Raw genomic sequence first — 26,994 nt, 5'->3', positions numbered from 1 at the left:
TTCAGTTCGAGTTTTTCAACAGGCATTTAAGTGCGCGAAAGCTCTGAAATGCACATCGGAGAGGCCGATGATTGGCTCCCCAAGGCGCTCAAGCTTTCCACCTTGATTCCCAGGCCCGCATCAGTTATGGCAGGGTATCGAACCGCATTTTCCCGTCAGGTCCCTCAAGATCGCCCAGGCCCTGGAAGTGCTCCATCCTCACCGTGTTTTCATCGAAACAGCCCATCCCCTTCAATCGCAAAACCGCGTTTTTGAAATTATCCGGAAAAAGCGGGTGCCGGGCCAGCCTCGTGTAAGCCGCGCATGCATCCTTCTGCCTGCCCGTGCGGCTGTATATCTCCGCAAGCTCCTTTAAGGCGAAACTGTAGTCGGGAAGGGTTTTCAGCACCTTTTTCATGTAGATTTCGCGCCCGGAGCCTGAGAGCCGGTGGCCCGCGTGATACCAGGGCATGGCGAGCCCCGGAGCCAGGGCTTCGAGGGATTCGTAAAGCCTCCGGCTTTCTGCGTCGTGGCCCAGGTTTTCGTGAACAAAGGCCAGGTGGAACCTTGTCCAGGGGTCTTTGGGATGGATGCTGGCAAGGGCTGAAAATAGATCGAGCTGCTTCTCAAGGTTTTCGCTATGATCTTTCCAGCTTTTGGACGCAAGGCCGCGCAGGGGGGCCTCCTCTTCCCAGCCCTGGCCCTTGGGCCTTGGAACCGGCAGGCGGTCTGGAAAGATTTTGGTGGTGATGGCTTCATAAATGGCCCTGGCCGCAAGCTCGTGGCCAAGGGGGTTGGGGTGGCTGTCGCTTTCCGAAACCGACAGATAGCGCCCCCTGGCCGTTTTTCGGTATATCTCCATCATGTCGCAAAGGGGAAAGCCGACTGCAATGGCCCCTTCGGTCAGTGTTCTGTAAAGTTTCCGGTTAAGCCCGGCCTGGCCTTCCATGTTGGTGTAATTGTTGAAATTTAAGCCGTTCCTGTCGCTGTCCAACATGGGAAAGGCCACGACAAGCACCGGCACACCCGTCCTTTTTCGCCATTCGTCCAGAGACTTCAGCACTTCGCCATAAAGCCGGGACTCGAAGGAATGAGGCTCAGTCATCCTGGCCATTTCACTATCCCGGAGCATGCAGGTGAAGTCCCTGATATCCCTCTTCTTCAAGACTTTCAGGGTTTTCACGGCAAATTCCAGCCTGGAAAAGAGGCCCTTTGCCTGTCCGGCCTCGTAAAACCAGCCCCCGAAGAAATCAATATACGGTAATAACAGGGAATATTCCAGATCGTTCAACTGGAGTTGGAATATTAAGAGGTCCGGGGCAAGCGCCTCACCGTGGGCCAGCAGGCGCACGAAGTTGTCGGCAGGTCGGCTTCCGGCTATGCCAAGGTTTATGACCTCGGCCTTTATGCCTTTGCCGGACTTTCCCGTAAGGATTTTTTCAAGGGCCGCAGTATAGGTTTCGTTCTCCTTTACTCCCCATCCGTAAGTGAAGGAGTCGCCCACTGCAACTATTCTGAAAGTATCAGGCGGATGCGCCGTGGTGTATTCCCTGCTTCTGAAGCCCTGTGAATTGTGCTGTCCGTAATGGGCCGAATCCTCGGAGAAGGGGGCCAGAACAGTGTGCATGGCCACGTTGGCGGAGGGAAAGGAATGATACCAGGGCGAGGGCTGATAAGGATGGATCACAGGCCGCTGCTGCAGAACGCTTGCCACGTCCGGCTTGCTGCCCTTCAGCAGATCGGCAAGTTGAAAAAATGCCTCGAAAAGCACAAGGCCCATTATGAGCCCGCCGGCAACTGCGGCGATTTTAATGGCGAGCTTTTTGCGCGGGATGTGTTTCATCATTTTGCCGAAGGCTTTATGTGCGCCTGAAAAAGACGCGAGATTTTAGGGTCTTTGGTAACGAATTTGAACACTTCATCAGCATATACCGTGGTGACCGGGTCTCCGGGATGCCCGTTGGCCGGATTGGCCGTAAGTTCCTTGAAGGGGCGGCCTTTCAGCTTTTCGCACACCGCCGGGAACAGGTCCAGGTGCCTGATTTTGTTTTTCCCGAAAAACGGCTTCACTTTTCCGAAAAGTTCGCCGTGGTACTCCGCGTAATTGTTGGGAGTAAGAACGAAAAGGACCGGAAGGCTTTTTTCCCGGCAAAACTGAGCGAACTCAGCAAGAACCACGTCGTAAAGGGCCAGGTTTTCCTGGGTGTAGAGCCTGTCCTGCCATGAGCTGTAACCGTAGCCCTTGAACAGGCTCTTTGAAAGGATGCTTTCTGTCCTTGCCTGCAGGGCGTTGGCCGTGTCCGGAAACAGAAGGTGCAGGGGGGCGAAGGGAAGGGAGAGGTTCAGGTCCTTTTGCGGGAAAGCCCCCACATCCGGGTCGTTGCTGACCCAGCCCACGATAAGAAGGTCGGGGGCGAAAGCGATTCCGTACTCTTTTAAAAAATTGAGCTCGTCCTTGGTGGACCAGCCGCACTTGCCCCAGCTCAGCACCTCCACATCGGGCCGTTTCGCCGTTATAAGTTTTTCCAGCTTGTGGCTCCAGATGACGTCGTAAGGAACCCCGTCGCCCCAGATGAAGGAATCGCCCAGAACAGCTATCCTGTAGCGGATTCCTTCGGGCTTTTTTTTGGTTCTGTCCCGGTCGTTGAAGCCGAACTGGTTGGACATCGAAAATTCGCGGTTCTTCTCGTTTATCCGCCTGTCGATCTCGCGGAATCTTTCCGGCGGGTTCCAGGAGGGCCGGTTCCTGTCGTAGTCGGATACCCCGCCATAACGAAGGACAATCTCGAAAACCGTGAATCCGGCGACCATGGCGGCGCATACGCAAAAAAGCGCAAAAAAGCGCCTTTTCCGCTTTTCCGGCCCGATCGGTTTTTCCGGTTGGGATGATTTAGGAGGCACGCTTGGACTCGTCTATGACCCTGCGAAGGGTTTCAGCGACCTCGTTGAAGCCCAGGGGCTTTTGAAGGCAGGCTTTCAGATGGTTCTGGGCGAGCATTTCCGGGGTCATTAGCCCGCTGTGGCCGGTGCACATGATTATGGGGATTTCCGGCCTTATCTTGGAAATGGCCCGGGCCAGCCGCTCGCCCGGCATGATTGGCATGGTGCGGTCGGTGAGAACGCAGTCGAATCCGTTCGGGTCTGCGGTGAAGATGTCCAGGGCCTCCCGCCCCGAATGGGCGACGGTGACATCGTAGCCCATGTCCTTCAGGACCTCCTGCCATAGTTCCGCCAGAACCACCTCGTCCTCGACGAAAAGGAGCCGTTCGCTTCCTTTGGACGCGTCCCGTGGCGCTTCGGGCTCCGCCTTGCGCAGGTCCTCCTCCATGCCCGGAAAGTCCATGTTTAAGACCAGTTCCCCGTTTTCCATGTAAACGGAGCTGCTGCCCAGGTGCTCGGCCATAATGCCGCTTATGAAGCCTATGTAGCGGTTGAAGTCCGGGTCGGCGAACATGGCAAGGTCAACGGCATCCGGCGAGGGCCTCTCCCTTTTGCACACCGCCGAAAGCCGGAGCATGGAAGGGGCGTTTTCGGCCCCGATCCGTAAAAGGCTTATGGAAAGCTCGCCGCCCGTGCGGTCCAGGGCCTGGGACGCTATGGAAGCGAGATATACCAGTATCCTGTGCACTTCGCCGGGGTCCGCCTTTACCGCGCCCGTACCCGCCGAAACGTCCATGTTGAGATTGACGTTGATGGGAAGGCTTCCCTCCAGGAACCTGGACGCCCCCTTGACTATGAGGCCGATCTCCACCGGGGAATTGGCCTCGGATTTCCGGTACGACGCCGGAATCTGGCTCACAAGGTCGGTGGCTCTTTTCACTGCCTCAATGAGCCTCGAATAATTGGCGTGTCCCGTTGTCCCCGGCGGGTTGACCGCAAGCCCGCGCTCCACCAGGGCCATTATGATGCCCAGGACGTTGTTGATCTCGTGCACGATCCCACGGGCAAAGCTGCCCATGGCCCCGTACCTGGCCGATTCGGCCATCCCTGCCTTGAGCCTTTCCAGTTCGGGTTCAAGGACCAGGGCTTTTTCCAGCCGGGCTTCAAGGTCCGTGAGCCTTTTTCTCAGGTCATCATCGGTCATGGGGGAGGAGGTTCGTTCATTTTGCATGTTTCACCTGGGCGTTACAATATCTGTAAAACGGGACTGGGCCGCATCAAGTACGAACTTGGCTCAATGATACCATCTTGGAGCGGGAAAAAAAAGGGGAACCGAAAAAATCCGGTTCCCCCGTGAGGCCGAAAAGGCCATGCCGCCCCTTTAAAAAGCGGCTGGCGCGGCTACTTTTTGTCCAGAAGCGCCCTTATTCGGTTCAAGGTATCCGGGTCGGCCCCGGAGATGAGCTTTGAAAGAAGCTCGGAATCGGGGCTTGAAGGCTGCCCGGCCTCGTCCGCCTCGTCCGGGTCCACTTCCAGGATGTCGGCTATGGCCTTCACGAGCTTCTGGGGCGTTATGGGTTTTTCCATCATGTACTTGGGCCGAAGCCTTGCCGCGAACGCGTTCAGCTCCTTTATCTCGTCCGAGCCGAACTCGTCTTTGGCATGGGCCGTGATGACGATGACGGGCACGTGTGCGGTCTTCTCGTTGGCCCGAAGCTCCCGCATCACCCTGGTTCCGCTCTGGCGGGGCATCACCATGTCGAGGGTTATAAGATCGGGAACGTGAGCCGCCACCTTTTCCAGGGCGTCCACGCCGTCCTTTGCAGTTTCCACGTTGAAACCGGCGTCCTCCAGGCACGTGGCCAGGAAGTTGCGGACGTCCGGCTCGTCGTCCACCACCAGTATGGTCTTTTCCGATGCACGCGCCATGAGAGACCTCCTTTTTCCCGTATAAATCGCGGGATGTTTTCTGATGTCGAATCGTGTCAGCCTATTCTTCCCACTTGATAAACCCTGGCTTCACATCCACCATGGCGTTCACGATGAGCTCCACTATTCCGCCGTAGGCCATGGATTCCTTTTCCATCAGCTCGTAATGGCCGATCATGTCGCGCATCTGGCCCTTGCAGTTGGAGCAGGGAGCGCACACGTACTTCTGGTGCTCCGGCCCCCGGCAGTCGGAAAAGGCGTTCAGAATCTGATCGAGCTTTTTTCTTCCGGCAATGAACATGCGCCAGTCGAGGATGTTGTTCCGGTGCATGATGGCGTAGCCCGATCCGCCGCCGCAGCAGTAGTTGTGAACGCCGTGGGGGGTCATTTCCCGGAACTGGGGGCAAAGCGCCTTCATGATGTCCCTCTGGGGCTTTATTATGCCCATGAGCCGTGTCACGTTGCAGGGGTCGTGAAGGGTTACCGGGAAATTGTTCCGGGTGGGGTCGAACTTGATCTTGCCGCTCAAAACAATGTCCCTAAGAAGCGGGAAGCACGACTCGCGCGGGATTTTGAGGGGCACGGGCAGAACCCTGTCGGCGATCACGGTGAGGGCCTTGTGGGCGTGGCCGCACTCGGCCAGTATGATCTTCTTGACTCCCAGCTTCTGGGCGGCGGATGCGTGAAGAATGGCGGTGCGGGCGAACTGCACGTCGTCGTAGAAGGTGCCGTAGTTGATGGAATCATACGCAGTGATGTCGGAGGACAGGGTCCAGGAAAGCCCGGCGGCCTTGAAGATCATGTGAAAGGCCGCGATGTTTTCGGGCCAGGCCATTATTTCGCCCGCGTTGTGGATGAGAAGGATATCGGCCCCTTCCACGTCCCAGGGGGTGTGGAACTCGTAGCCGAACTCCTCGGAGAAGTCCTGGTCGATGAACTCCATGTTGTCCTTCACCACCTCGGCGGTCATCTGGGTGGATGAGCCGGTCTTGAGCTGGAGCATGGAGCCTTTCTCGTGCAGTTCCGGGCACTGGATGCCCATTTCCTGGGAGAAGATTTTCCTAATTTCACGCGCCAGAAGGGCGTTGTCCACGCCTATGGGGCAGGTCTGGGCGCAGCGGCGGCACAGGTTGCACCGGTAGGCGAGTTCCCCAAGGCGGGCAACGGTGCGCCAGTTGAGATCGATGTCGCCATGACGCCACTTGGCGAAGGGTTCCTTTTTCACGTACTTCTTGTAGATGCGCCTGAATATCTCGCTCCTGAAATTCGGCCTGTACATGGCGTCCTCGCCGGAGGCCTCGTAGAGATGGCAGGCTTCGGAGCAGGTGTTGCACTTGGCGCAGTGCTCCATGGAAGTTTCCAGCATGGCAAGGAAGGTCCAGTTGTTTTCCTTGGTGAAGCTCTTTCTCATGCCGTCTATGAACTTGTTTACAAGCGCCTCCTCCTCCTCCTTGGTCTTGGGGCGGGGAATGGGAAGAATACTGGTGTCGTCCAGGATGGCGGCGTACCGCTCCTTCACGTCGGCCTTCAGGGGGGTCCAGACGTTGTCGTCGTATCCCTCGATTTTCATTAGAGTCGAAGGATCGAGATGGCGGAACTGGTCCGTGGCTTTTCCGATGTCGTTTATGTTTATCTGCCTTTTGGTGCTCATTGTAATCGTCCTTCCGAAAAGTTTTTCCGGTTGATTCCGGCAGCCTGATGAGGCCCGGTGCGCAGGCCTCTTATTTCGGCTGCTGATCGTCTTTCGCGTCAAGGGCCGGGTTGAACGTCGCCACCTCTGCCCAGGTGGTGCGGCCGTGTCCGGCAATGTGCGAGGCTGACCAGGAGACCGGGTAATTGAGCACTACGCCGATTTTGGCGTCGGTTTCGGGAGTGTCGATGTTGGGTTCGTCTCCCCAGCGGATGTCGTGCCACATGAAGTACTTCATGAAAAAATGCGCCATGTGGGTCATGGGGATGTAGGCCAGGAGGAAGAACCCGCAGAAAACCTGGAGCGCGAAAAGGCCGGAAAGGGTGTCGAAACGGAAGAGGGCGAGATCGGCCACTAGCGCCCTGGCCTTGGAAAAGTCGGTGTCCACGAGAAGCCAGGTGAGAATGGCCACTATCATGGTGACGGCGAAAAGGATCAGGTTCACGAAATGTCCCGCAGCGTTGTAGGGCTTTAAGCCCTCGTCCGTCATGCGGCGGCGGAAAAGGCCCACCGAGCCGAAAAGCACGAGGACGAAGGAAAGCGGTCCGATGAAGGATGTGAGCGCGTGGACGGGCGCGGCAATAAAGGATTTTCCGGCAATCGCGCCCACCACCAGAAGGCCCACGAAGGCCGCCGCAAGATAGAGCCCAAGATGAAAGGGATAGGACACGTACCAGAGGGACCGGTTTTTCTCCCACACGCCCTTCAAAAGCAGGATTTCCTCGCCCATTGTGGTGAGTTCGGCGATCTTGTTCTTATGGCGGGGCTTTTTCCACCAGTCGACCTCTTCCATGTAGCTTCCGCCGTACTCGGCCTTTTTACCCTCGTGGGCCACGGGATAGAGTTCCCAGCGCACATGCAGGGGAAGGTCCAGGTATTTTTTCACTCGAAAGGCGACCGCGCCGGCAAAGGCCGCGATGGCCAGATAGGCGAAGATGTGCAGGAATAATGACATTGAATTATCTCCTATGGAATGTAGAGGGATCAGTCACCAAGAATGTTTTTGGCCATTTTCAGAAGGTCTTCGGGCACCACCGGTTTGGGCATGAAACCTGCGGGCTTTCCGAAAGACTTCATCTTGGTGAAGTAGGTCTCCATCTCCTCGCCCACTCCGGTGACCACGATTATGGGGATGTCCTTCAAGGCCGGGTCGTCCTTCATGGCCCTGTATGTGCGCACGCCGCTTTGTTCGGGCATGGCCATGTCCAGGGTCACAAGGTCCGGTATTTCGCTTTTGACCTTTTCCAGGGCCTCCACGCCGTTTGAGGCGGTTATGGTCTCATAGCCGTTGTCCTGAAACAGGGCCGTGAGATAGGCCAGGATGTCTTTTTCATCGTCCACCACCAGGATTTTCTTCTTTTCGCTCATGGGACTCACCTTCGTTGGGGGTTTTTGAAACCTTTTCCGTCTTGCGGCTTTTTGTCCGCGAAGCTTCCAGTTCCTTTTCGGCAAGCCGTCGCACCTTGTAGGCTGCGTCACGGAGCGCTCCGTAAACCACGCCGCTTCCGGGGTCGTTGCGTTCGTGGTCGCCGTGGTCGGCCAGCTCCAGCATCTGGTAACAAATGGCAATGACTCTTTTGAGGTTTGAATCGGGCATGGAAGACTCCCGTAAGTATGAGACTCCAATCTATAACGCAAGGGCCGTGCCAGAAAATAAAAAAGTAAATCATCGACAATTTTAGATATGATATCAGTCTGTTGAATTTATGCAAAAGCGGCGGGAAGGCCGGGGTTAACTGAATGTGTCTCAAGACACTTTTCGGAAAAGGCGGGTAAGGAGGATGGAAAAGCCAGGATCAGACTCGGATTTATATGGAATATCGGCCACAAGGGCGGAAAAATATCTTTCGTGAGACACATCTGAGACATGAGACACCAACTTTTTTATTTTGCAGACCCGGGTTGCGCAGATTTGCCGCTTCTGCTAAAATGCCACGACGTTGACGGGGAACCCCCTGTTCATTTGGAAACAGCGCAGGAAGGACCGCAGTAAAGCCAAATGCCCAGTAAAATTCTGATTATAGACGATGAGCTGGACATCCGCATCTATCTTGCGGCGGCCCTGGAAGACGCGGGTTACGAGACAGCGGCCTTGGGGAACGAAGAGCCAGGCCTTTCGGCCATTGCCGCGATAAATCCAGACCTGATAATTCTCGATATCATGATGCCGGGCCGGAGCGGCATATCTATTTACCGCGAACTTCGGGCTGACGAGCGCCTGAAAGACACCAAGGTCGTGCTTTTTTCGGGGATGCCGCTTTCAAGGGAGGCGCTTTCGGCGGACTTTGAAAGCCTTTCGGGGGACGATTCCCTGCCCCCGCCCCAGGGTTTTCTGGAAAAGCCCCTCAATCTAGACGCACTGAAAAATCTGATCAAAAAACTTCTCGGAACCTAAGGTGCACGCCATGCCCACATCGCTTGCCGGCCTTGACAACTGGCTCAGGGACAGTCTGTTCGATTATATGCCCATGGCCATTGCCGTAATTGACCGGGATTTCAACCTGGTCAGGGCCAACACGGCCTTTTCGGACATGTTCGGTCGCTGGGAGTCGCGCAAGTGCTACGCCGTTTACAAGGGCAGGGACACCCTGTGCCCCATGTGCAAAGGCAGCTTCGCCTTTGATGACGGAAGGGCGCGGGTCAACGAGGAGGAGGGCTTCAACAGGCTTGGAAAGCTCACCCGATATATAAAGCACACGCTGCCTGTCAGGGACGATACGGGCCAGGTGGCCTTTCTGGTGGAAATCTCGACGAACATCACGGAGACCGAGCGAATCAGGCATGAGCACCAGCTTCTTTTCGACCAGGTGCCTTGCAACATCACCATAATGGACCGGAACCTCATGGTGGTGAGAGCCAACAGGCGGGCCAAGGAAAGCTTCGGGGCGGTTGAGGGAAGGCGTTGTTTCGAGGCTTTCAAGCACCTTGACAAGGAATGCTTCGAATGCCCGGCCAGAAGAACCTTCTCCGACGGCAAGCTCCACACCGCCCACTCGGTGGTGCGAAACATCTCAGGCCAGAAGATGGACCTTCTGGTCACCACGGTCCCCCTGGGTTTGGTCACTGACAATTTCGAGTACGTCATGGAAATGGGCGTGGACATCACCCAGACGCTCCGGCTGGAGGACGAGCTCACCATAGCCTACACCATGATGGAGACCATGATCGCCACGTCCATCGACGGAATCATCGCCGTGGATCACGAGAGGGTCACCATATTCAATCCGGCTGCGCGCGGCATTTTCAACGTGCCCGACGGCCGCACCGTCACCCGCGCCGAGCTTTACGCCATGTTTCCCGAAGGCTTTCCCGACTGGGTGGCCAAGGCCCCGGCCTACGTCTACCACCCGGACGTCACCGTAACCACCCTGGACGGCGAGCAGGTTTCAGTGCGCCTAGTGGGAATGCGCCTGGAGGTGGGGGACAGGCTCCTTGGCCTGGCCTTCTCGGTCCAGGACCTGCGCAAGGTAAAGCAGCTGGAAAAGGAGAAACTGGACGCAGAGCGCCTTGCAGCCGTGGGCCAGACAGTGGCGGGCCTTGCCCACGGGGTGAAGAACCTCATCACCGGGCTTGAGGGCGGCATGTACATGCTGACTTCGGGCCTGAAGAACGGAAAGGCCGACCGGCTGGCCCAGGGCCTTGACATGCTCACCAGGAACGTGGAGAGGATCGCGCTTTTCGTAAAGGAGTTCCTGAGTTTTTCCAAGGGCAGGCAGATCAGGGTGAAAGAGGGGGACCCGGCGGCGGTGGCCTCGGAGGTTGTGGAAATGTACGCCACCAGGGCCCGCGAGCTTGGAATTTCCCTCACCCACGAGGCCGACGGAGGGGTGAAACCGGCCAACCTGGATTACGAGGGAATGCACGAGTGCCTCACGAACCTCGTGGGAAACGCCATAGACGCCTGCCGCATGAGCGACAAGCCACAGTGCGGCGTGACCGTCAAAACCTTCGAGCAGGACGGGGCCATCGTCTACGAGGTCACTGACGACGGCACTGGGATGGACTACGAGGTGAAGAAAAAGGTCTTCACCAATTTTTTCACCACCAAGGGTTCGGGCGGCACGGGGCTTGGTCTTCTCATGACCAAGAAGATCGTCACCGAGCACGGCGGGCGCATAGATCTGGAATCCGAACCGGGGCAGGGCACCACCTTCCGCATAATTCTTCCGCGCGAACGGCTTCCCGAACCCCCAACACCTTCAGAGTGAACGAGGACGCCGCCCTGGAAAGAAAGCCCCTAATTCTTTTTCTGGGTTACGGAAAAAATAACCTGGAACTGATGGCCGAAGCATTCGCCGCCTTGCTTGCGCCCAAAGGAGGCATCGGGGTGATCGCGGCCTCCATGACCCCTTCGGCCGTAAATCCGGCAACCGTGGAGGTAATGGCCGAGGCCGGGCTCGACGTGGGAAACCGCACGCTTTTGACCCTTCTGGACGTGGAACCCTTCAGCTTCGATCTCACCATCACCCTTGGCGATTTTGACTTGAGCTGCCGCCCAAATCTTCCGGGGATGCCCCCTCACTTTCACTGGGACCTGCCGGACCCCAAGCCGGACGATCCGCCGGAAACCATCCGCAAGGCCCTTTACGGCGCGCGCGACATGTTGCGCCGGAAGGTGGAGACCCTGTTTTCCTCGGACATCCTCTCCGCCCTTTTCGTGACCCGCAAGAATTTCGAGCTGATCCTGGATAACCTTCTGGACGGGGTCCTGGCCCACACCCAGAACAGGCGCATCTTCTTTTTCAACAAGGCCGCCGAAAAGATCACTGGTTATCGCCGGGAAAACATTCTTGGCCAGGACTGCCACGAGGTCTTTCCGGGTCGTTTCTGCGGGGGCGAGTGCGAGTTCTGCGACAGCACCCGCAAAAGGGGCGACGGGCCGAAAAAGAAGGAAATCGATTTCACGAGGCCCGACGGAACCAAACGGGTCCTTTCCATGTCCATAATGTCCCTTTCCGGCGACGCTGGCCGGAACGTGGGGGCGCTCATCTCCTTCAAGGACGAGACAGAGCTTTCGCTTCTGAAGACCAGGGTCAGGCATCATCACAGCCTTTGCGGCATGGTGGGAAAAGACCCCTTGACCCTGAACCTTTTCGACCAGGTTCGCGAGGTTTCCCAGGCCCCGGTGCCGGTCCTGATCCAGGGTGAAAGCGGGACCGGAAAGGAACTGGTGGCGGCTGCGGTCCACGAGCTTTCCGGGCGCGGAAAAAAGCCCTTTGTGGCCGTGAACTGCGGGGCGCTCCCAGAAGGCATACTGGAAAGCGAGCTTTTCGGCCACGTGCGCGGGGCCTTCACCGGGGCGGTTTCCAACAAGAAGGGCAGGTTCGAGCTTGCCGACGGCGGAACCATCTTTCTGGACGAAATAGGCGAAATATCGCCAGCCATGCAGGTGAAGCTGTTAAGGGTGCTTCAGGAGCAGACCTTCGAGAGGGTGGGGGGGGAGAAGACCGTAAAGGTGGACGTTCGGGTGGTTTCGGCCACCAACCAGGACCTTAAAAAGCTGATGGAAAAAAGGCTCTTCCGCCGGGACCTCTACTACCGCCTGTGCGTGGTGCCCATTTTCGTTCCTCCTTTAAGGGAGCGGAGGCTGGACATCCCGGTTCTGGTGGAGCATTTTCTCGAAATGGTGGCGATGGAGCTTAGGCGGCCCCCTCTCATCCCCGGCAACGAGGCCCTGGACATTCTTACCCGCTACCCCTGGCCCGGAAACGTGAGGGAACTCGCCAACGCGGTGGAGTACGCCTACGTGAAATGTCGGGCGGGCGTCATGGAGGTGCGGCACCTGCCCCCGGAAATAATCGGCCACCAGCAGACGGGTGATGCGAGGTCAGGCCCGTCGCACCTTCTCTCCCGTGAGGACATCCTTCTGGCCTCGGCCAAGGCCTTCGGAAACCGCAAGAAAACCGCAGAAATCCTGGGCGTCGGCAGGGCCACCCTCTATCGTTACCTGGCCCTTTACGGCATAAAGTAGCCCCCGTGTCCGAAAACACCCGCCTGAAAAAGCGATTGACAAAGGCTCATAACCTGAACTAAGTTAATTTAATAAGGTCGCCGCCGGATAACGGCCTCAGGAAATGGAAACCTCCAAGACCAGGGTTTTTGACATGTCGGATCGCTACATTCTGGCGCTTGACCACGGCACATCGGCCATGAAGGCGGCCCTGGTCACCGTGACCGGACGAATCGTCGGCTTCACGTCGGAAAAATCCGCCACCCGGCTTCTTGCAAACGGCGGGGCCGAGCAGGATACGGCCCAGTGGTGGGAGTCCCTTAAAAAAGTCTGTCGTACCATCCTCGACAGCACAGGGGTGTCGCCCGAAGACATAGAGGCCCTAAGCGTTTCCAGCATGTTTTCCACAACGGTGGCGGTGGACGAAAAGGGGGAGGCGGTGATGCCAGCCCTTTTGTGGATGGACGGGCGCGGCGAGCCTTACGTGCGCCGGGCCATGGACGGCTGGCCGAAAATCATGGACTACGGGGTCTATAAAGCCCTTTCCTTCGTGCGAAAAACTGGCGGAGCGCCCACCCTTACCGGGAAAGACGACATCGGCCACGTTCTTTTCGTAAAACACGCCCTCCCCGAAATCTATGAAAAAACCGCCTGGTTTCTCTCCAGCAAGGACTACCTCAATTTTCGGCTGACCGGGAAATGCGCGGCCAGCGCCGATTCCATGACCCTTTTCTGGGTGGTGGACAGCCGGGACATCAATAACCTTCGTTACGACGAAAAACTTTGCCGGGTCTTCGGCATCGACGTGGAAAAACTTCCGCCCCTCGTGCCTTCAACCCACATCCTGGGGCCGCTTCTCCCGGAAGTTGCGCGGGAGCTTGGGCTATCGGAAAAGACCGTGGTGGCGGCATCATCCCCCGACCACCAGTGCGCCGGGGTGGGTGCGGGCTGCGTGGAGGACTTTTCCGGGCACATCTACATAGGAACCTCAAGCTGGGTCCAGTGCGTGGTTCCGTTCAAGAAGACCGACATTCTTCACTCCATCGCATCCCTTCCCACCTCGGTTCCGGGCAAATACTACGCCGCCAACGAGCAGGACACGGCGGGCGGCTGCCTGGTCTTTCTGCAAAAAATACTGGCCGCCGGAGGCGTTGACATCCCGTCCTTCGAGAAGATCAACGCCCTGGCCGCCTTGTCCCCGCCCGGAAGCGGGGGGGTGATGTTTCTCCCCTGGCTGAACGGAGAGCGCTCGCCCGTTGACGACGGAAACCTTCGCGGGGGTTTTTTCAACCTGTCATGCGGCACGGAAACCGGCGACCTGGCCCGCGCGGTGATGGAGGGGGTGGCCCTGAACCTTCGCTGGAGCCTCAAATACGTGGAGCGCTTCATAGGGCGGAAAATGGACCCCTTGCGATTCGTGGGGGGAGGGGCCTTGTCTGACCTGTGGTGCCAGATAATTGCGGATGTACTTGACCGCACAATACTTCGCATGGAGGAGCCCATCCAGGCCAACGCGCGCGGGGCGGCCCTCATCGCTTCGGTGGGCCTTGGCAGGATAAAATTTTCTGATATACCGGCCCTGGTTCCGGTAAACAGGGAATTTTCTCCCCAACCGATGAACCGAGGCCTTTACGACGGGCTTTTTTCGGCCTTTCTCACCTTCCACCGCAAAAACCGGGGCCTTTTCCACCGGCTGAACGGTTGAATAACTACAGGGTGCAACATGCACATTGAAAAAGGCTTGATATGAATCCTGGATAAAAACGATGAAGCGCAAGGAACGCGAACGGCGCGGGGAGGAGTAGTACTTTTCGTACATGACGACCCGCGCCGTGATGCGTGACACAGCGATTCGCGTTTTTGGACGGGCTGCTAAGAAGTGAAGACGCCGGTAAGACTGATCTGCAGCTTGGTCTGGTATGGACGCAGGGTGTTTTTGGCAAGGCTTACGAAGGGCAGGCGGTTTCCCTCCCTGTAGGCGCTTTGGGAGAAGTCCATCTGCATCAGTTCCGCTCCGCTTTCGCCTATCTTGGCTATCGCCGCCGTGAAATCCCTTATGAATGCCGGGTCCTTGGGATTCGGTTCGCCGAAAATGCGGATGTTGGGGGCTGTTACGGTGAACCCGCTTTCAATGTTCGGGTCTTTCTGGGCAAAGGCTTTCGGAACGCGCACTGCGTAACCGCATTTGGGGCATTTCCCCTGGCGTCCGGCGAATTTTTCGTTCGCGGCAATGCTTGAGCGGCAATCCGGGCAGTTGAACGTGATGGACATTGATTTCAAGGTCTCGCGGTATGGTCGGTTTCAGGCGGAGTCGCCCTAATGAGTCACTGCCGATTTATAAACGGTTCATAGGTCGGATGATTTGATTACCATGACCGAGCACGGGCTTTCCCGGGCGATTTGTGCAACCGCGCCGCCCAGGCCGGCCCTGACCGCCTTGTCCGTGCCCGTTCCTAAAATAATCAGGTTCACGGCTTCCTGCAGGGCGTATTCCACAACCGCGTCCCCGATGCTTCCCCCTGCCTGGATGGTGCAGGTCGAGGCTATGTTGACGCCCTTTTCCGCAAGAAAGGTTTTCGCCGCCTCAACCGCTTTTTTTGCGAGGTTTTCTATGCCCAAAAGGTGTCTGTCCCGGCGGGCTGGGGATATCTCGTAATCCTCCATGAACGCGGAAAGCGCTGGAACCACGCCGACGACGTCCACGGCGGCCCCTGTTTCAAAGCATATCTTCGCCCCCGGGGAGAGGGCGCGCATCGTATAGGGCGATGCATCCACCACGAACAATATTTTCACGAGACATTCGCTTTCGCCGGGCAATGATGCTTTCCGGCAGCAAAAGCACGCGCCCGCCGCACCCGGAACCTTCTTGTCCGGGCGCGGCAAGGCGCTGCACGAATGCGTCATCGTGAAAAACGCGCATCACAATGACGCCGGTTAAACTTCCTTCTTCACTTTGGCCTTTTTGGTGGAAAGCCCAAGGCCTTCAAACATGAAGAAAATGGAGAAACCCCACCACATGGTGTAGATGACGTAGAAGACCAGAAGGCCGATAAGGGTGACGGCCCGCTCGGAGACCTTTTCGCCCTTTATGCCGTAAAAATTGTAGGCGGGTTCAACGGCCTTCTTGATTACCTGGTTCACCGATTCCGCGTCGGCGTTCTTGCCCTGCTTCTGGAGCTCCTTCACCATGCCGGAAAGCAGGTTCCACCATGCCTTCATAAGGGGCTTGGCTTCCTTTTCCTCAACGCCATAGCGGCCGGCGAACGAAAGGCCGTCGTTGTTGTACATGTCCTCGGAATCAGCAGCCGCTTTTTCCAGAAGAACCTTCACGTTTGCGGTCATTTCGATCCTGTCGCCAATGATCATGGCGCTGGCGCCTCCGGACATGTCGGCCAGCTTCTTGGCGTTTGCCAGGAGCTTGGCGTCCTTGGCCGGGTCTTCGCCCTTGACGTCCTTCAGCTTGTAGGAAAGCTTCACGGGTTCGGCGGAAACCGAAGGAATCTTGTCGGCTTTAAGGCCGGGGATGAAGTAGGACGATCCCTTGGCCAGGGTGTTGAAAAAGTTGTCGGAAAACTGCAGGCCGTTTAGGCCCTTGCCATTTGCGTCGGTCCCGAAAATGGGCGAGAAGATGGCGAGCATCACTCCCCAGAAGGTGACGGCGAGGATGGCTCCCTTTACGAATGCCTTGGAATCCCTGATCATGGTGATCACTCCTCCGCCCTAAGCTGTCCTAGGTTTTTGAAAAACATGCTGAACACCCAGATACCGAAAGCGCCGACCACAGCCCAGAAAACAACGTTGCCCACGAGCTCTATGCCGTGAACCACGCCGTTTGAAAGGCTTATGACTTCCAGTTCGTTGAGTTTCTTGGGAAGCGTGGCGGCCCGGTTGATGAAGCCGGCCAAGATGGAAATCGCGTAGAAACCCCGGATGTAGATGCCCTTCACAACCTTGGTGGTGAGCGCCCCGACCTGAATTCCGATGAGGGAGCCCACCAGCATGCCCATGGCCAGGGTGTAGAACACGTAGCCGTAAATGGCGTACTGGCCTATGGCTGCAAAACCTGCGGTGAAGATGATCTGGAGAATGTCTGTGCCCACCGTGGTCATGGAGCTGACGCCGAAAATGTAAACGAACATGGGGAAGGTGATGAAACCGCCGCCCACGCCCATGATGGCCGCCATTATGCCGACAATCACGCCGCCCGCCGCAACCACCACGCCGCTTATGTTCTTGCCGCCCGGAACGAAGTCCTCGTCAAAATTGATGACGGGCGGAATTTTCCACGCCTGGATTTTTTGTGCCAGGGCCGGGGTTCCCGAAGAGGGGCCGCCGTGGGCGTCGCCGCCTGCTTCCTGGGGGCCTTTTGAGGAGCGGATGAAGTCAATGAGGGCGTAGGTGCCGAGAAATCCGAGAAGAACCGCGTAGATGAGGCTGATGAAGGCCTCTGAAAGAAGGGGGTTCTTGTCGTAAAGGCCCTTGTTGATGGCGCCGCCTATAAAGGTGCCGCCAACCGAGCCAACCAGAAAGGCGACCGCGAGCTTCACCGACACGTTGCCCAGCTTCTTGTGAACGGTGGTGCCCATGATGGCTTTGGCGAAGATGTGGAACAGGTCGGTTCCGACCGCCAAAATGCCCTTGATGCCTGCGGCCATAAGGGCGGGGGTGATGATGAATCCGCCGCCCGCGCCGATGCAGCCGGTGATGAGGCCGGCGGCCAGGCCGATGGCGATTGAAACCAGAAAGATGTTGGTGGAATAAAAGGCCGGCGCGTAAGCGGTTTTTGCGCCGATCAGGTCCATTTTCCCAGCCGCAGTCGCCACGGAGATGGCGAGAATGGGCAAAAGAAGCAGAAACAGAACCATGAGGCGCTTTTTGCTGCGCACTATGGATGTGCTCACTTCAATGTCCCATTTCGCGTGCGCAATGGATGCGGCCTTCAGAAACTCGAAAACCTGTCTTGGTCCTCCCATGCAATACGTCTCCTTAAATAAGGTTCACAACTATTGACCCCGGTCTCTTGCCTATCCTGCTATGTCAAAAGAGAATGGCATCTCTTTTGGGTGCGTGAAAAGAGCCTTCGGGCTCCACAAGCTGCTGGCGGCCAAACAGCGCCGCACTGGTCGCCTTTTGCATGGCTTATGGCATCCGGCCCACCCCGGCCGGTCATGGCAGGGGTCTTCCGATAATGACGCATTGCATTAGCCGCTTGGGGCTCTTTTGTCAAGACCGCCCTATAATTTATATGGTGAAGAACTCGATTGAGACATGAAAAAATAATGGATACGCGGTTTGACGGGGCAGGCGATTTTGCGGTTTTCACTTACTAGACAAAAAAAGTTCTTGACACAGTGCGTCATTGATCTTATCGTTAGACATAGTTCGGTGCAGAAGCCGTGTCACAGCGCGTGATTAGCGGCTTCTGGAAAAACAGTCCGAATGCTTTTTTAGTAAAACCGGCCATGTAAACAGGCAAAAACGAGACATCGGTCCGGCGGCGGGAATTTTGATGCCGTCGAAACAGAAGGGCATAAGGGAGGTGAAAAGCCCCTTCTTCAACCCGTATCAGCGGCCACAACCAGCAGTTGCCGGGGAGTCTCCGTAAGGAGCGCCCAAAAAAGAGATCATGGGGAAAACGAAGTCTCCCCGATCATAAAAGGCCGCGCAATAACGTGGAAAAAAGGAGGTTCATCATGGGTAAGCTCGGAATCGCAATCAAAAACGACACCAGGCAGAACGAAAACCTCGCTCTGTCCTATCCTCTTCTGGCTTTCAGCTACTCTCGCTCCGGTTTCATCCGCCTTGCCGGGAAAAAATTCAAGATCCGGAAATAGGCGGGTGAGTTCCTCCACCCGGAACGTCAAAAAAGGGGACGCCGGTTCACAGAATCTTCGGCGTCCCCTTTTTTAGCTTCCCGCTTCAACCTGCCGCGCCGCAAGTTCCCCAAATTCTTTATTCCGCACCGGCGGGTTGTATGCCGACACGGAGCCCAAAACCGGCCTTCATCATCATGACAAGCGGTTCCAAAAATCCTTTGCCGAGGCTTTCGACATGTCTTCCGGCCCCCGGATATCTTCTCCGGGACGTGCTGGCGTGGAAGGTCTTTGCCCGGAAAGCCGCGAGATGCGTTCCGATAGGGGCGGATGCGTGGAAAACAGGTTCGCCATGCCGCCCGCTGAGAGGGGGTTTACGATGAACATGTGGGCCGTGGCCGGGTTGGCGTCCAGGGGCAGGCGCTGGGAATAGCCCCCCAGCTTGGCCAGGGCCGAGGCGAGCCCATGAGGCGAGCCCGCGAATCCGGCCCCGGTTTCGTCCGCCATGTATTCACGGCTTCTTGAAACCGCCATCTGGATGAGCATTGCGGCGATGGGGGCCAGTATGCTCATGAGGATCACCCCCAAAAATCCGCCCGCCCTGTCCTCGTCGTCCCTGCCTCCACCGAAGATAGCGCCCCAGCGGGCCATCTGGGCCGCAAAGGTGACAGCGCCCGCAAGGGTGGCGGCTATGGTGCCCACAAGTATGTCGCGGTTCTTGACGTGGGCAAGCTCGTGGGCCAGGACCCCTTTAAGCTCCTCCCGGTCCATGAGCTGCATGAGCCCCGCAGTCACGGCAACGGCTGCGTGTTCCGGGTTCCGGCCCGTAGCGAAGGCGTTGGGGCTGTTGCGCGGAATGACGTAAACCTTCGGTACGGGAAGCCCGGCGTTTCCGGCAAGTTCCTCCACTATGCCCACCAGTTGGGGCTCTTCGCTTCGGGTGACCTCCTGGGCCTGGTACATTTTAAGCACCAGTTTGTCCGAAAACCAGTATCCGAAAAAGTTCATTCCGAAAGCCAGCATAAGCCCGATCACCGCCCCGTTTCTTCCGCCGAAATAGCCCGAAACGGCCACTATGAGGATCGTAAGAAGGCCAAGAAGAAGCCCCGTTTTCACCTGGTTGCCCATTTTACCCTCCGCTTGGAAAAAATTTTTCCGCAGTTACCGTTATCAGCCCGGAACGGCTTTTAAAATTAATGCACTTTGATTATAGTTCAAGCATGGAAAACGCATTTTTAATAAAGGCGGGCTGGATGGTGGACGGGACCGGCAGGCCGCCGGTTTCGGATATCCTCTTGCTGGTGGAAAACGGGCGCTTCGCCGAGGCAGGCCCCTCAGGCTGCGAACCCGCCGGAGCCCCGGAAATCAGCGGCGGGCCAGCCGAATGCCTCGACTTTTCCGGCGCTACCCTGCTTCCCGGCCTGGTGGACGCCCACGTCCATTTATGCTGGTCAGGCGTCTCCGACCCGGAAATACGGAAAAACCAGGTCGAGCCGGATGAGGCATGGGCCGATGCCGCCATTTCCGGGCACATAAGGGATCATCTGGCCTGCGGCGTTTTCGCCGTGCGGGACGGCGGCGACAGGCTTGGCCACGCGGGGCGCTTTTCGCGGAATCAGAAGGGGCCCCTTGAAATTCGGGCCGCCGGCAGGGCATGGCACAGGCAGGGCCGCTACGGAAGCCTCATCGGCAGGCCGGTTCCCCAGGGCTTGAGCCTTGGCAGGGCCATTTTCGGGGACCCGGACCCTGGCGACCACGTCAAGGTGGTGCAGTCGGGCTTAAACAGCCTTAAGGTTTTCGGAAAGCCCACGAAGCCGCAGTTTTCCCTGGATGAGCTGACCGATGCCGTGGGGGCCGCAAAAAGCTGCGGGCTTTCCGTAATGGCCCACGCCAACGGGCCGGAAGCCGTTGAAATCGCAGTAAGGGCGGGGTGCGCCTCTGTCGAGCACGGGTTTTTCATGGGGCGGGAAAACCTGGAGCTTCTGGCGGATTCGGGCTGCGTGTGGGTTCCAACGTCAGTCACCATGACCGGCTACTCGGAAAGCCTGGCCCCGGAAAGCCCGGAGGCGGCGGTGGCTCGCAGGATGCTCGATTCTCAGTTGGAGCAGATGGCCCTGGCCCGGAGCCTTGGGGTGAAAATGGCAGTGGGCACCGATTCCGGCTGCCAGGGGGTCTTTCACGGGCTGGCAGTGCGGTGTGAGATGGAAAACATGGTTATGGCCGGTTTTACGATTGAAGAGGCCGTCAAGGCAGGAACGAGCTCGGGGGCCAAACTTCTGGGGTTTTCGGAAACGGGCGAAATAGCAAGGGGCCGGGACGCGACCTTCCTGGTCATACCCGGCCCCCCGTGCGAATTTATCGAAAACCTGAAAAATCCTACGGCCTTCTACATAAAGGGCCGCAAGGTTTTCGGATAACGTCGCTTACCAGCATGTTAAAAAAGGCTGGAAGTAAAGCCTGCCGAAAAATGATGAGTTGCAAGGCTAAACTACAAGCCAATGAGTAAGCGTACTTTTCGTCCGTGACGGAATTGGCTTTGAAGTGCGAACACTGCCAAATCGCGTTTTTCGACGGGCTGCTAAAGAACCTCTGCGAAGAAGTCCGCCTCCGCAGTAACCACCTTCTCGAAGGGCTCCCCGCTGTAGGGCGCGAAATGATCCACCGGAAGGCGCATGAGCCTTCCCTTGGGCATGAGAGACGCCGCTTTTTCCACCAGGGACGCGGGAATGAGGTTGTCCTCCTCCGCCATCACAACAAGGGCCGGGCATTTTACCTTGGGCGCGTACTTTATGGGCCTGTAAAGGGCGGTGAGAAGGAAAATTCTGGCAGGGCAGCGGTTTCCCCAGGCGGTGCGCCTTTCTTCGGGAATGAGCCCCAGGTAGGAGTCCAGGTTTCCGGGCATGGCAAGGGGCGCTATGGCCCCGGTTCCGCCCACGATGGGGACATAAAGGGGCTCCCCGGCCACCGCTTGGCTTGCCAGGTCCAGGACGCCCGCAAGGGCCGCCCTTAAACCGAAAACAAGGCCGCGCTCGTTGGCGGAGGCCACCCCGTCCAAAAAGGGAATCTGGGAGACCACGGCCTTCACGCCCCGGTCTTTCGCCGCAGTGACCACAACGTGCCCGCCCGCGAAGGACGATCCCCATATCCCGAGCCGCTCGGAGTTCACGAGGCCGCTTTGCCGCACGTGGGCCAGGGCCGCCTTCCAGTCCACAAGGTGGCGGAACGGGTGGACCAGGTTTCGCGGCATTCCCGCTGATTCGCCGAAGCCCCTGTAATCGAACATGAAAACCGCAAGGCCCTTTTTGACGAAACGCTCGGCGAAGGGCGCAAGGCCGAAAGCCATTTCAGCCCCGAAACCGTGGCCCATCACCACCACCGGCGGGCGCTTTTTTTTGGGCGGAAGAAAAAAACGCCCCACAAGTCCGTCGCCCTTCACGAAAAAAACGCTGTCCTTTATAATCGCGCTCATTTTGTCCATCCCGAAAAAAGTTGACCGGCAACGCGCTTCAGACCGGAGGAATCCTGGTCACGTCCCTGATCCAGTTCAAAAAATCCGGGTTTCCCCTTGATATGGGCCATGACACGATGGCCGGAACCTCGTAGGAGTGCATGGCCTTCACGGCCTCGATGACGGCAGGCACCAGAATTTCGCGGGTTTTGGAGATAAGGGCCACTTCAGAGCCCTTCTGAACCGCCCCGTCCCACCAGTAAACCGAACGGATTTCCGGGATTATGTTGACGCAGGCGCAAAGCCTGTCCGCGACGAGCTTTTCGGCTATCCGTTCGGCCTCCTCGGTGTTCGGGGCCGTGATGTAGACCATAGCCTCGGCCATTCGGCGCATCCTCCCGCAAGATGGTTGTGAGCCTTACATATCAGCGTTTATCCAGGTTGACAAGACATGGCTTTGCCGATAAGGGAAGTAGCCCCTTGCAGGGCTTAAGCGAAATCAACCGGGAAGTGCCGAAAATGCTCGTTTCCATAAACCCTGAAAACCCCCAGGAACGCCTCATCGCAAAGGTGGTCACCGTTTTGAGGAACGGGGGCATAATCGCCTATCCCACCGACACCTATTACGGTATCGGCTGCGATATTCTGAACAAGAAGGCCATAAAGAAGGTCTACCAGATAAAGCAGCGAGACCCGGGCAAGCCCTTCAGCTTCATCTGCGCGGATCTCAAAAACATCTCGGACTACGCCAAGGTCACCAACTGGGCCTACAAGACCATGAAAAGGCTTTTGCCCGGCCCCTACACCTTCATCCTGGAAGGCTCCAGGCTGGTTCCCGACATCATGCTCACCCGCCGCAAGACGGCTGGAATAAGGGTACCTGACCACGCCATCTGCCTGGCCCTGGTGGAGGCCCTGGGAAACCCCGTAATCTCAACCTCCGCCCAATCCGCCGACGGCAAGGATTTCGCCGACCCCTCCCTTTTGCACGATTACTTCAAGGGCCAGATCGATCTCGTTATCGACGGCGGCCCGGTGCCCGGAAAGCCCTCCTCGGTGATCTCCCTCATAGGCGACGAGCCGGAGATAATTCGGCGCGGCGAGGGCGACGTGTCGATTTTCGAATAAGCACCCGCCTTTTTTCCCTTCTCTGGCCTGCCGTATTAACAGCCTGTCTAAAAACGATGAAGAGCAAGGAAGGCTGGCTTGGCCGGGGAGGCCGTGTACTAAATGTACATAACGAGCCGGCCAAGCCAGCCTGACACAGCTATTCGCGTTTTTAGACAGGCTGTTAAAGGCCGTACTCGGCCCTCTCGATAAGCTCCATCTGCATGTCCCGGTTGAGCGTCGTGAAATAGGCGTTGTAGCCGGATATGCGCACCAGAAGATGCCTGTAGTTTTCCGGGTTGGCCATGGCGTCCCTTAGTGTGTCGCTTGTCACCGTGTTCATCTGCATCTGCATTCCGCCTAAGGCGAAGTAGGTTTTAACGTACTGGTGCATGGTCTCCACGGTTTTTTCGTGGCTGTCGCCCGGATGCGGAACCACCTTCACGTTGAAGGCTATGTTGTTGTTCATGTTGCGAGGGTCAAGGCTGGCCACGTCCCTGAGGTTGTCCAGAAGGTTGGGGGAGGCTCCGGGCTGGGGGGTGAGGCCGGGGGTGAAGGGCTTGCCCTTGAGCTTCCCGGACGGGAGCGCGCCGCTTAAGGTGCCGTAGGCCACGTGGTTGGACATGGACCAGAAGCCCGTGGTGTACTTTCCTCCACGGTAGTTGGTGTAGGAGCCGTAGCGGTCGTGGGCGAATTTGGCTATGCGGTTGGCCATTTCCACCGCTTCGGGGTTTCCGGACCCGAAAAGCGGGACCTTGTTTTTCACCATGGCGAGAATGGCCGGGTGGCCTGCGAAGTTGTCGTCAACAGCCTTTTTAAGCTCCGAAAAGGTCAGCTTGCCCTGGTCGAAAACCAGCTTTTTTATGGCCATCATGGAATCGGTGACGTCGGCAAGGCCGATGCAGGCCGAGCCGGAACTGTTGTAGCGCGCCCCTCCCTTGGTGACGTCCCTTCCCGATGTAATGCAGTCTTCGATCAAGGTCGAAAGCATGGGGGTGGGCCGAAGCTCCTGGTGGGCCTTGGCCAGCATCTCGTTATATTGGATGGACTGGTCGATGAGAAAGGCGAACTGAATTTCAAAGGCCTCGAAAAATTGGTCGAAACTGGTGAAATCGCCGTTTTCGATGACGCCGGTATCCGGCCCCAGCTTCCAGTCCATGAGCGGGTGAAGGCCGTTGTTCATGGCCATTTCGAGAGCCGCCACCATGTTTATCATCTGGAAATTGGTGTGGCCGATGTGCCGCCCCGAAAGGGTGGGCTCCACGCAGCCGGTTGCCGACCAGTTCCTGAGATCCTCCTCGGCGTAGCCGAACTCGGCCAAAGAGGCCCACACCGCCCGGTCGTTATGCATGGAAGGAGTGGCCGTGGTGATGAGGTTCACCTCGCACAGGCGTTTCAGGTAGGTGTCGCTGTTTTTGTCCGGGTTGTAGCGAGCGTTCACGTTGGGGTCGCGTATGGCGAGCATTTCCGTGACTTTAAGGAAGATGTAGGTCATGTCGTTCACCCCGTCATCGCCTTCCGGGGTGACCCCGCCTAAGGTGATGGCCTGGTCCGAGGAACTTCCGCCGAAGTAGAAATTGGCCACGTCCGGCGTTAAGGGCAGGTGGTCGGTGGCCCTCATCATGAAGCATCCCGTGAGTTCGATGGCCCGCTTAATGTATCCCCTTCGTTCGTCGTCATCGGCGATCTTTTCCATGTCGGCCAGGAAATACGGCTGGAGCCACTGGTCCAGCCTCCCCATGGAAAGGCCCGCGTTGGTGCTTTCCATGTGAAGGGCCACAAAGGTTATCCACACCACGTTGAAGGCTTCGTCAAGGCTGCCTGCCCCGGACTCCACGGCCCTGGCGCAGGTTTCGGAAAGGCGGGCAAGCTCCGTGCGCCTTTCCGGGTCCGGGTGGGCCTGGGCCTCTTGGGCCGCCCTGGCCGAAAGGTTTTTTGCGTAGGCGATGAGCCCTTCCAGGCACAGGATCATGGCCTGGCGGGTGACGTTTCTTTCGGGGTCCGGGTCGGCCTCCATGGCCTCACGGATTTCCCTTATGATTCCGCCCGCGCCGATTTTCAGGATTTTCGGGAAGTCCGGGATGGTGTGGGAGATGGTGACGGATTTCCAGTCAAAGTAGACCGCGAAGCGTTCGTCTATCTGCTGGCATAGGGGGCTGTTGTACTTTCCCCGCACCCATTCCTTGAAATTCCGGTTCACCCAATAGGGGAAGACGTCTCGGTGCAGCGTCCGCCGGGTTTCTGGGGAGACGTCGCAGGAGTTCAGGCTCCGGTGGGGCAGGGTGAGAAGCTCCCCCCAGATCATAGTGCCGTGGCCTTCGGGATAGACCACAACCCCTATGTCCTTGCTGGTAGTGGTTCCTGCGATCAGGTCGTTTTCGTTTATTCTGGGAAGCCGGTTTTCCATGAGATTCTTGTAGCAGGCGGCTTTTCTGAGGATGGGGTTCCAGGGCGAGCCGTCCTTCTTGAGCTCAAAGCCGTTTTCCCGATGCCATTGGGTGACCAGTTGGGGAAGCTCCGGGCAGAGCTCGGCCCGGGCCGAAAAATGCCTCTCGTGAAAGGCCTTCACCCTGGGGAAGTCATCCAGGCCGTATTCCGAAAGATAGGGGTCCGCAAGGTATTTCACGAAAGGGTCGCAACCGGCGGCCTTCATGCGTTCTTTTCCGCGCACGGCCTTTTCGCCCGATGGTCCCCCGGCGGGCTTTTTGGAGCTTTCCGCGAGGCGTTTCCGGTCCTTTCGGCGCTCCCTCTCCATCACCCCGATCTGTTTTTTGCTTAAAAGAAGGCTTATGTAATAGATGAAAAGGTTGAGATAAGAGGCGTTGCCGTAAGTCTTGAACTCGTTTTTGAGGATCATGTAAACCTGATCCGTGGGTGTGGCGGAAAGGAATTTTTTGACCGCCGTGTCGCTTTTGAAGGCAAGCACGCATTGGACGTCTTCGGGGATGGCCGGAAGAACCCGTGCGAGGTTTTCGTGAAACCTTATGGCGGCGTTCACGCTTCCGTTGTCCGTTCTTATGCCCGCCGTGAAGCTGACCGGGCCTTCGAAGCCCGAAAGCTCGTTTTTGAGGCCCTTTCTGAGGTTGAAGTTCTTGGCCATGAGCCAAAGAAGGAACCTGACCAGGAGGCCGGTTGCGGAGCGGCCTTCTGAAAGGCCGATTTTACGGGCTAAAAAGGAGTCTGAGTTGAGGAACATTTTAAGCCCCTTGTGATTGATGGCGCAGGGGCGAAAAACCCCGCGCTGTTTTTGTTTTGAGGCGTCAAGACCCTCTCCAAGCGGCGGATTTCCTCTTTAAAATCAAGTTTGGGTCACAAGCCTTTTTCGGCCCCAAGCCGGGACAGGCCCAGGCGGATGCTCTCAAGAAGGGTTGCCAGAAAGCGTTCCTTCAGATCGAGGGGCTTGTCGTGCATATAGTTCAGAAGGGTGTTATTGAGCCCGGCAACGTAGCCGTGAAGCGTTGACCAGAAAAATATGGCCCAATACCTGTTGTCTTCCGTGGAGGAGCGTTCCGTTTCCGCCAGGAGCCCGTCGATCTGGTCGAGCACCAGCCTGTAAACCGCCAGGGCCGTTTCAAGCTCGACGCGGGCCGCCTGTTCCATGGGCGTATTCAGATAGTCCCGGAACTTGGGCACGTGCCAGGTGAACATGATGTTGTAAAAGTGGGGCTCTTCCAGGCCGAAATCCAGGTAGGCCCCGGCCATGGCTGCAAGGTTTTCCAAGGGCTGGCCCTGGTTGGCCGGAATTTTCCGGAACCTGTCGTAGAGCCTCTCGAAACCCCGCGTGAGGACCGCAAGGTAGAGATCGTCCCTGTTGCGGTAATAGCCGTAAAGGGTCCCCACAACAACGCCCATCCTGCGGGCCACCTCCCGCATGGAAAGCCCCTCGAAGCCCTTTTCCGCCAGAACGGACAAGGAGCATTCCAGAATCCGGCTTTTTGCTGATTCCATTTCATCCGGGCTTCGGGGTTTTTTGGGCACGGCTCCTCCATTAGTTGAACTATGTTCATTAAACACCGCTCATCTTATTTTGTCAAGGGAGTTTCCCATCCCGCCGGGGAGCGGGCAAAAATCCAGCCCCTTGGTTTCCGCCCCGCAAGACGCCTTGAGAGCCGCAACTTTATGAAACGTGATTTTTGCGAAATACAGGGCAGGCGCGGCTAGTGGAAATCATATGAGGAATGTCAGACGTTTTGAATGA

24 protein-coding genes are annotated in these 26,994 nt (G+C 57.4%); 7 read left to right on the top strand and 17 right to left on the bottom strand.

Annotation, left to right across the window (positions count from 1 at the left end):
- Positions 1-124: 124 nt before the first annotated feature.
- The 8 genes from HZB23_08475 to HZB23_08440 all read right to left on the bottom strand — a co-directional run bounded on the left by HZB23_08475 (position 125) and on the right by HZB23_08440 (position 8,075).
- Positions 125-1,822, bottom strand: coding sequence for an SGNH/GDSL hydrolase family protein (locus tag HZB23_08475; GenBank protein MBI5844688.1), 1,698 nt, complete (start codon positions 1,820-1,822; stop codon positions 125-127).
- Complete coding sequence (locus HZB23_08470; GenBank protein MBI5844687.1) at positions 1,822-2,790, bottom strand: SGNH/GDSL hydrolase family protein; 969 nt, start codon at positions 2,788-2,790, stop codon at positions 1,822-1,824. Before HZB23_08470 ends, HZB23_08475 begins: the two co-directional genes overlap by 1 nt.
- Positions 2,791-2,869: 79 nt before the next feature.
- A complete protein-coding gene (locus HZB23_08465; GenBank protein MBI5844686.1) occupies positions 2,870-4,090 on the bottom strand; it encodes a response regulator in 1,221 nt (406 codons plus the stop codon).
- Between the two features lie 170 nt (positions 4,091-4,260).
- The gene (locus HZB23_08460; GenBank protein MBI5844685.1) at positions 4,261-4,788 is read right to left on the bottom strand and encodes a response regulator; all 528 of its coding nucleotides are present in this window, start codon (positions 4,786-4,788) and stop codon (positions 4,261-4,263) included.
- 61 nt (positions 4,789-4,849) lie between these two features.
- Positions 4,850-6,439: a (Fe-S)-binding protein gene (locus HZB23_08455; GenBank protein ID MBI5844684.1), complete on the bottom strand. Its 1,590-nt coding sequence runs from the start codon at positions 6,437-6,439 to the stop codon at positions 4,850-4,852.
- A gap of 70 nt (positions 6,440-6,509) precedes the next feature.
- A complete protein-coding gene (locus tag HZB23_08450; GenBank protein ID MBI5844683.1) occupies positions 6,510-7,433 on the bottom strand; it encodes a respiratory nitrate reductase subunit gamma in 924 nt (307 codons plus the stop codon).
- 29 nt (positions 7,434-7,462) lie between these two features.
- A complete protein-coding gene (locus HZB23_08445) occupies positions 7,463-7,846 on the bottom strand; it encodes a response regulator (protein MBI5844682.1) in 384 nt (127 codons plus the stop codon).
- On the bottom strand, positions 7,809-8,075 hold the full coding sequence (locus tag HZB23_08440; GenBank protein ID MBI5844681.1) for a hypothetical protein: 267 nt from the start codon (positions 8,073-8,075) through the stop codon (positions 7,809-7,811). The genes HZB23_08445 and HZB23_08440 overlap by 38 nt, the downstream gene beginning before the upstream one ends.
- Positions 8,076-8,477: 402 nt before the next feature.
- Here HZB23_08440 and HZB23_08435 point away from each other — a divergent pair, with 402 nt between their 5' ends.
- The 4 genes from HZB23_08435 to HZB23_08420 all read left to right on the top strand — a co-directional run bounded on the left by HZB23_08435 (position 8,478) and on the right by HZB23_08420 (position 14,133).
- Positions 8,478-8,873, top strand: a complete 396-nt coding sequence (locus tag HZB23_08435) for a response regulator (protein MBI5844680.1) — start codon at positions 8,478-8,480, stop codon at positions 8,871-8,873.
- Between the two features lie 10 nt (positions 8,874-8,883).
- Positions 8,884-10,686 (top strand): PAS domain-containing protein, encoded by a 1,803-nt coding sequence (locus HZB23_08430; GenBank protein MBI5844679.1) that lies wholly within the window; start codon positions 8,884-8,886, stop codon positions 10,684-10,686.
- Between the two features lie 392 nt (positions 10,687-11,078).
- Entirely contained in the window at positions 11,079-12,449 is a 1,371-nt protein-coding gene (locus HZB23_08425) for a sigma 54-interacting transcriptional regulator (GenBank protein ID MBI5844678.1), read from the top strand.
- A 133-nt stretch (positions 12,450-12,582) separates the two neighbouring features.
- Positions 12,583-14,133, top strand: a complete 1,551-nt coding sequence (locus tag HZB23_08420; GenBank protein ID MBI5844677.1) for an FGGY-family carbohydrate kinase — start codon at positions 12,583-12,585, stop codon at positions 14,131-14,133.
- Between the two features lie 167 nt (positions 14,134-14,300).
- Here HZB23_08420 and HZB23_08415 read toward each other — a convergent pair whose 3' ends face one another.
- The 4 genes from HZB23_08415 to HZB23_08400 form a co-directional block, all read right to left on the bottom strand.
- Entirely contained in the window at positions 14,301-14,699 is a 399-nt protein-coding gene (locus HZB23_08415) for a hypothetical protein (GenBank protein ID MBI5844676.1), read from the bottom strand.
- 75 nt (positions 14,700-14,774) lie between these two features.
- Positions 14,775-15,221 (bottom strand): universal stress protein, encoded by a 447-nt coding sequence (locus HZB23_08410; protein MBI5844675.1) that lies wholly within the window; start codon positions 15,219-15,221, stop codon positions 14,775-14,777.
- A 141-nt stretch (positions 15,222-15,362) separates the two neighbouring features.
- Positions 15,363-16,130, bottom strand: coding sequence for a hypothetical protein (locus HZB23_08405; GenBank protein ID MBI5844674.1), 768 nt, complete (start codon positions 16,128-16,130; stop codon positions 15,363-15,365).
- Between the two features lie 5 nt (positions 16,131-16,135).
- Complete coding sequence (locus HZB23_08400; protein MBI5844673.1) at positions 16,136-17,401, bottom strand: sulfite exporter TauE/SafE family protein; 1,266 nt, start codon at positions 17,399-17,401, stop codon at positions 16,136-16,138.
- Between the two features lie 720 nt (positions 17,402-18,121).
- On the opposite strand from HZB23_08400, the gene HZB23_08395 reads away from it, so the two are divergent.
- Positions 18,122-18,262, top strand: coding sequence for a hypothetical protein (locus HZB23_08395; protein MBI5844672.1), 141 nt, complete (start codon positions 18,122-18,124; stop codon positions 18,260-18,262).
- 174 nt (positions 18,263-18,436) lie between these two features.
- Here the strand turns inward: HZB23_08395 and htpX are convergent, their stop codons facing one another.
- Positions 18,437-19,369: a zinc metalloprotease HtpX gene (htpX, locus tag HZB23_08390; protein ID MBI5844671.1), complete on the bottom strand. Its 933-nt coding sequence runs from the start codon at positions 19,367-19,369 to the stop codon at positions 18,437-18,439.
- A gap of 125 nt (positions 19,370-19,494) precedes the next feature.
- On the opposite strand from htpX, the gene HZB23_08385 reads away from it, so the two are divergent.
- Positions 19,495-20,658, top strand: coding sequence for an amidohydrolase family protein (locus HZB23_08385; protein ID MBI5844670.1), 1,164 nt, complete (start codon positions 19,495-19,497; stop codon positions 20,656-20,658).
- 161 nt (positions 20,659-20,819) lie between these two features.
- Here HZB23_08385 and HZB23_08380 read toward each other — a convergent pair whose 3' ends face one another.
- Together HZB23_08380 and HZB23_08375 are read right to left on the bottom strand one after the other, a co-directional pair.
- Entirely contained in the window at positions 20,820-21,710 is an 891-nt protein-coding gene (locus tag HZB23_08380) for an alpha/beta fold hydrolase (GenBank protein ID MBI5844669.1), read from the bottom strand.
- A gap of 37 nt (positions 21,711-21,747) precedes the next feature.
- A complete protein-coding gene (locus HZB23_08375) occupies positions 21,748-22,074 on the bottom strand; it encodes a divalent-cation tolerance protein CutA (GenBank protein ID MBI5844668.1) in 327 nt (108 codons plus the stop codon).
- A gap of 134 nt (positions 22,075-22,208) precedes the next feature.
- Between HZB23_08375 and HZB23_08370 the strand changes: the two genes are divergently transcribed.
- Positions 22,209-22,817, top strand: a complete 609-nt coding sequence (locus HZB23_08370) for a threonylcarbamoyl-AMP synthase (GenBank protein MBI5844667.1) — start codon at positions 22,209-22,211, stop codon at positions 22,815-22,817.
- 163 nt (positions 22,818-22,980) lie between these two features.
- Here HZB23_08370 and HZB23_08365 read toward each other — a convergent pair whose 3' ends face one another.
- Together HZB23_08365 and HZB23_08360 are read right to left on the bottom strand one after the other, a co-directional pair.
- Complete coding sequence (locus HZB23_08365; protein ID MBI5844666.1) at positions 22,981-25,992, bottom strand: formate acetyltransferase; 3,012 nt, start codon at positions 25,990-25,992, stop codon at positions 22,981-22,983.
- A 113-nt stretch (positions 25,993-26,105) separates the two neighbouring features.
- On the bottom strand, positions 26,106-26,774 hold the full coding sequence (locus HZB23_08360) for a TetR/AcrR family transcriptional regulator (protein ID MBI5844665.1): 669 nt from the start codon (positions 26,772-26,774) through the stop codon (positions 26,106-26,108).
- Positions 26,775-26,994 lie beyond the last annotated feature (220 nt).

The sequence above is a fragment of the Deltaproteobacteria bacterium genome (genome assembly GCA_016235345.1).
Lineage (GTDB): Bacteria > Desulfobacterota > Desulfobacteria > Desulfobacterales > Desulfatibacillaceae > JACRLG01.
This window is presented reverse-complemented; position numbering and strand designations above follow the sequence as displayed.

Coding starts and splice junctions, on each gene's coding strand:
- HZB23_08385 (MBI5844670.1), top strand. CDS start 19,495: ATGGTGGACGGGACCGGCAGGCCGCCGGTTTCGGATATCCTCTTGCTG.
- HZB23_08380 (MBI5844669.1), bottom strand. CDS start 21,710: ATGAGCGCGATTATAAAGGACAGCGTTTTTTTCGTGAAGGGCGACGGA.
- HZB23_08455 (MBI5844684.1), bottom strand. CDS start 6,439: ATGAGCACCAAAAGGCAGATAAACATAAACGACATCGGAAAAGCCACG.
- HZB23_08370 (MBI5844667.1), top strand. CDS start 22,209: ATGCTCGTTTCCATAAACCCTGAAAACCCCCAGGAACGCCTCATCGCA.
- HZB23_08475 (MBI5844688.1), bottom strand. CDS start 1,822: ATGAAACACATCCCGCGCAAAAAGCTCGCCATTAAAATCGCCGCAGTT.
- HZB23_08435 (MBI5844680.1), top strand. CDS start 8,478: ATGCCCAGTAAAATTCTGATTATAGACGATGAGCTGGACATCCGCATC.
- htpX (MBI5844671.1), bottom strand. CDS start 19,369: ATGGGCAACCAGGTGAAAACGGGGCTTCTTCTTGGCCTTCTTACGATC.
- HZB23_08465 (MBI5844686.1), bottom strand. CDS start 4,090: ATGCAAAATGAACGAACCTCCTCCCCCATGACCGATGATGACCTGAGA.
- HZB23_08365 (MBI5844666.1), bottom strand. CDS start 25,992: ATGTTCCTCAACTCAGACTCCTTTTTAGCCCGTAAAATCGGCCTTTCA.
- HZB23_08405 (MBI5844674.1), bottom strand. CDS start 16,130: ATGATCAGGGATTCCAAGGCATTCGTAAAGGGAGCCATCCTCGCCGTC.
- HZB23_08425 (MBI5844678.1), top strand. CDS start 11,079: ATGTTGCGCCGGAAGGTGGAGACCCTGTTTTCCTCGGACATCCTCTCC.
- HZB23_08470 (MBI5844687.1), bottom strand. CDS start 2,790: ATGGTCGCCGGATTCACGGTTTTCGAGATTGTCCTTCGTTATGGCGGG.
- HZB23_08415 (MBI5844676.1), bottom strand. CDS start 14,699: ATGTCCATCACGTTCAACTGCCCGGATTGCCGCTCAAGCATTGCCGCG.
- HZB23_08430 (MBI5844679.1), top strand. CDS start 8,884: ATGCCCACATCGCTTGCCGGCCTTGACAACTGGCTCAGGGACAGTCTG.
- HZB23_08440 (MBI5844681.1), bottom strand. CDS start 8,075: ATGCCCGATTCAAACCTCAAAAGAGTCATTGCCATTTGTTACCAGATG.
- HZB23_08395 (MBI5844672.1), top strand. CDS start 18,122: ATGGGTAAGCTCGGAATCGCAATCAAAAACGACACCAGGCAGAACGAA.
- HZB23_08375 (MBI5844668.1), bottom strand. CDS start 22,074: ATGGCCGAGGCTATGGTCTACATCACGGCCCCGAACACCGAGGAGGCC.
- HZB23_08460 (MBI5844685.1), bottom strand. CDS start 4,788: ATGGCGCGTGCATCGGAAAAGACCATACTGGTGGTGGACGACGAGCCG.
- HZB23_08400 (MBI5844673.1), bottom strand. CDS start 17,401: ATGGGAGGACCAAGACAGGTTTTCGAGTTTCTGAAGGCCGCATCCATT.
- HZB23_08445 (MBI5844682.1), bottom strand. CDS start 7,846: ATGAGCGAAAAGAAGAAAATCCTGGTGGTGGACGATGAAAAAGACATC.
- HZB23_08450 (MBI5844683.1), bottom strand. CDS start 7,433: ATGTCATTATTCCTGCACATCTTCGCCTATCTGGCCATCGCGGCCTTT.
- HZB23_08420 (MBI5844677.1), top strand. CDS start 12,583: ATGTCGGATCGCTACATTCTGGCGCTTGACCACGGCACATCGGCCATG.